The 354-nt window shown below is 58.5% G+C and carries 1 protein-coding gene; it reads left to right on the top strand.

Translation table 11 applies throughout. The annotated features are described in order from the left end of the window. Positions 1-7 precede the first annotated feature (7 nt). A complete protein-coding gene (locus SB679_RS23395; RefSeq protein WP_410704672.1) occupies positions 8-148 on the top strand; it encodes a hypothetical protein in 141 nt (46 codons plus the stop codon). Positions 149-354 lie beyond the last annotated feature (206 nt).

A 354-nucleotide genomic window follows, 5' to 3' on the forward strand; every position in this document is an offset into this window, starting at 1 on the left:
CCTCGGATTGTCGATCAGCCGCACCATTATCGAGATGCATGGCGGGCGGCTATGGGCTGAAAACAATCCGGATCAAGGCGCGACGCTCTATTTCACGTTACCCGTAGTGGATGCCCCCCAGCGAGACCCCTTGCAATCGGTGCCGTGATCGACCCGGCTCAACGGCCTTTCTGATCGAAGACGGCAGTTTCGCAGCGCCAACATGACGGCACTCCAGGGCGTCTCGGGGGGCCTAAGTTCGCTGATCCAAAACTTTTCACAAGAGCGAATAAGGGACATTCCGATGTATGCGCCAGTATGGCTGCCTTGGGTTGACTGCGGCCAGATAGATGCGGCAGCGGTCAGCCAGCTTCG

The sequence above is a fragment of the Chryseobacterium sp. SIMBA_029 genome, from assembly GCF_046535275.1.
Lineage (GTDB): Bacteria > Bacteroidota > Bacteroidia > Flavobacteriales > Weeksellaceae > Chryseobacterium.